This is a genomic window from Poseidonibacter parvus (genome assembly GCF_001956695.1).
GTDB lineage: Bacteria > Campylobacterota > Campylobacteria > Campylobacterales > Arcobacteraceae > Poseidonibacter > Poseidonibacter parvus.
Genome location: NZ_CP019070.1, coordinates 2,040,566 through 2,044,596 on the forward strand (window position 1 = coordinate 2,040,566; position 4,031 = coordinate 2,044,596).

The 4,031-nt window shown below is 25.8% G+C and carries 2 protein-coding genes; both read right to left on the reverse strand.

Annotated elements, in window-relative coordinates; translation table 11 throughout:
• Positions 1-2,115, reverse strand: a complete 2,115-nt coding sequence (locus LPB137_RS10225) for a type I secretion system permease/ATPase (protein WP_076087681.1) — start codon at positions 2,113-2,115, stop codon at positions 1-3.
• A gap of 9 nt (positions 2,116-2,124) precedes the next feature.
• Positions 2,125-3,912, reverse strand: coding sequence for a tetratricopeptide repeat protein (locus LPB137_RS10230; protein WP_076087683.1), 1,788 nt, complete (start codon positions 3,910-3,912; stop codon positions 2,125-2,127).
• Positions 3,913-4,031 lie beyond the last annotated feature (119 nt).

The window sequence follows — 4,031 nt, forward strand, 5'->3', positions numbered from 1 at the left end:
TTACTTCTTTTCTTGTAAAGCTTTTAATACAGTATCTCTTGGTCCATCTGCTACTACTTTTCCTTGATTTAACACAATAACTCTATCAACTAGTTCTAGTGCTGCAAATCTATGAGTAATTACAATCAATGTTTTTTTCTGTAATATTTGTTTCATATGAGAGATTAATGATTTCTCTAACCCCACATCTAAACCTGTTGTTGGCTCATCTAAAAGTAAAATCGAAGGGTCTTTTAATAAAGCCCTTGCAAGTGCAACTAAATGTCTTTGACCAACAGATAAATTACAACCTCTCTCCCCTACTTGTAATCCATCACCTTGACCTGATTTTTTAACTAAATCTTCTAATCCTGTTATTTTAATTAATTGCATTAATCTTTCTTTACTAACAGGAGTTGAAAGTTCAATATTTTCTTTTAAAGTTCCAGAAAATAAAAATGGTTCTTGAGGCATAACACCAATATTTTGACGTATTTCGATAGGATGAACTGTTGATATTTCATGCCCATCAATATAAACAGAACCTTTTGTAGGGCTATCTAAACCTGTTAAAATACGCAAGAATGTACTTTTTCCAGCTCCTGTTTGTCCTATAATACCTACTTTTTCACCCTCTTGAATTTTAATATTACAGTTTTCTAAAGAAGGATATTTACTATTTTTATAATAAAAATCTACATTTGAAAATTCAATATTTCCTTTTATTTTACCCAATCCTATTTCTATATTTTTATCATTTTCTAAAGGTAGGTGCCAAAAATCATTGATATTATTTAAAGATTCTTTTATTTCTTTAAATTTTATTGCCATCATTGAAGTTTGAATTATTGGTATCATTGCTCTACTTGAAAGAATAGTAACAGCAATTAATCCCCCAACTGTAAGGTTTTTATTTGCTATTTCAAATACTCCTACAACTATAACTAACATTGTTACAAACTGAATTACAGTTTGTGATAGGTTTAATGAAAAAACATTTAAAGATTGAATTTTTAATGCTATTGAATCTGTAACTGCAATAATATTTCTCCAATTAAAAAGTTTAGTTGAACGTGCATTTGAAAGTTTAATAATTTCACTTCCTTGAATAGTTTCAACTAAGTATGCATGTTTTGCTTGTACATTTTCAATATTCTTTTTACTTAAATTAGAAATTGGTATTTGCATAAATATATTAAATAATAGAATTAATATTGCAGTTATAAAAGGAACTAAAGCAACCATTGGAGAAATGATAAAAATTACAGTAATTGCTAAAAAGAAGAAAGGTAAATCAATTACTTGGACAACTGATTTTGTTGCAAAGAAGTCTTTTATTTGGGCTAATTCTCTAAATAAATTTGCTTTTGTACCTACTAGCATATTATCGTATTGAGCTTGTAAACTTAATACTCTTTTTAATAATTCTTCTTCTAAATAAACACCTAATTCTTTTCCAACTTTTTCAATAATATGATTTCTAACACTTTTAAAATATACATCAAAAAGTAAAATAATAACTACACCAATAGCTAAAACAAATAGTGTTTCAGTTGCATTATTAGGTACTACTCTATCATAAACACTCATGGTAAATAATGGTACAGCTAGTGCAAAAATATTTATAAAAAATGTTAGAAAACCTATTTCTATATATGAACGCCAGAATTTCTTAACAGGATTCCAGAACCATTCTTTTCCCTTTACTTCATCAAGAACTTTTTCTTTTTGAGGATCTCTAAATACTAATATTGCTTTTTTAAATTTTTTTAAATAACTTAGGTCTTTTTTTATTTCTTCTTTACTTACAGGATCAAAAAGAAAGCACTCTTTTCCTTTCTTTTGTAAAATAAAAGGTTTGTTTTTACTATCAAAAATAATACAAGGTAAAAAATGATTTGGAATATCAATAGCTTTCATATTTCTAGAAACAGCCGTTAAGCCAACTTCTTTTGCTACATCAATTGCTAATTCTTCTGTAAAACCTTTATCAGACTTTGCACTAAAATTAACAATTGTTTCAATAGAAATATCTCCAAAATAAAAGTCTAATAAATATTTTAAAGAGAAGAGTAAAGGAAACTCTTCTCTACTTAGACCACTATTTTCGATTTCTACATTTTCTTGATTTTCCAAAAAATACCTTTAGCTTATTTTGATTTTATATTGTTTTGAGATTTTTGCAATTAGTGATTGAAAAACACTGTCCCAAGATCTATTTGTTTTCTGTCTAATTAGTTTTGCACTTGGATACCACTTTGTTGTTTCACCTTTGTTTGTCCATCTCCAATCAGGTATTTTTTGTAATGGAATAAATACTTGTTTATTTATAGCTCCCGCTAAATGTGCAACTGAAGTATCAGAAGAAATAACAAAATCTAATTTATTAATTAATGAAGCTGTTTTATCAAAATTAACTAATTTGTCTGTTAAATCAATAATATTTTTTTCATATCCATATTTTTTAATATCTTCACTTCCATCACCTACTTGTAATGAATAAACATTTATTTTTGGATTTTTAATTAATGGTTCTAAATATTTTAAATCAAATACTTTTCCATCATAACTTTCACCAGTTAAGGATGCACTCCAGCAAATACCAATATTAATTTTACCTTTTGTTTTTTTAATATCAAAAGAATCATCATCTTTTACTATTAAGTATGGGTTCTTAATTGGTAAGTCACTAATGTTTTTCATTTCTAAAATATATGGCATACTCATTATTGAAAGTTGATAGTCAAAATTTGGTGTTTTTTCACTTCTATCAACAATAGTATCTATTTCTTCAATTCTAGAGAATAATTCTTTTAATCCTTCTCTACATTTAACAGCAATTTTACATCCATACTTTTCTTTTAATTGTGGCAAGAACCTAATAAATTGAATACTATCTCCATATCCTTGTTCTGAATGAAGAAGTAAAGTTTTACCTTTAATATCTTCTTTCCCTGTGAATAATGGTTTTGAAAAAACATCTTTATTTTTTATAATATGAGGAATCATTTCCTCTTTTCTAAATCTCCACTCATATTCTTTCCAACCATTTTTAAAATCTTGATTAGCAAGATACATTGTTGATAAATCAAAATGTGCATTTACAAACTTTGGATTCAATTCAATTGCTTTTTTATAAGCTTCAATTGATTTTTTAGAAAAACCTAAATATTTATATGAAGTCCCAACATTACTATATGCATTTTCACCCTTAGGGTCTAGTTCAATTGATTTTTCATGTAACTTTGAAGCTTTCTTATAATCAAATATTTTATTGTAAACATTTCCAAGATTTGTATAAGCACCACTATGATTTGGCATTTTTTCAATAGCTTTTTCTAAAGACTCAATTGCTTTATCATAATCTTTAGCTTTATTATAAGCAGCACCTTTATTACTATAAACCTCATTATAATTTGGATCAGTTTTAAGTGCAATTTCAAAAATTTCTGCTGCTTTTTTATATTCTTTTTGTTTATATAAAACAACACCTATATTATTTACAGATTTTGCATGTTTTGGATTAATTTTAACTGCTTCTTTATAAGCTGCAATTGCTTTATTATTATCTCCAATTGTTTCATAAATAATTCCAAGATTATTAAAAGCATTAAAATCATTTGGATTTAATTTTATAGAATCACTGTAAGCACGTATAGCCATTTTATAATTTTTAATTTCTTTAAAGGCATTTCCAATATTATTGTAAACAGATTTATTTTTTGGATTTAATTTTATAGCCTGAAGATAACACTTAATAGCAGTATTCACGTCACCTTTTGATTTATATATCACACCAAGGTTTCCATAGGCTTCTGAATTCTTTGGGTTTATTTTTATAATCTCTTCATATTTTAATTGAGCATTTGTAAGATCTTTTTTCTTATAAAACTCTATAGCTTCACCAAAAAGTAATTTTTGTTTTTCTATCATTTTATTTCTACCTTCTAATTATATAATTTTTGAATTATATCTAATTTTTTTGTTTTTAATAAATAATTATTAAAAATAATTTTTATACAAGTACTTAGAACTTAAATACTTGTATTCTT

Bases quoted from the DNA above. Each gene is read 5' to 3' on its own strand.
- LPB137_RS10230 (WP_076087683.1), bottom strand. From the start codon at position 3,912: ATGATAGAAAAACAAAAATTACTTTTTGGTGAAGCTATAGAGTTTTAT.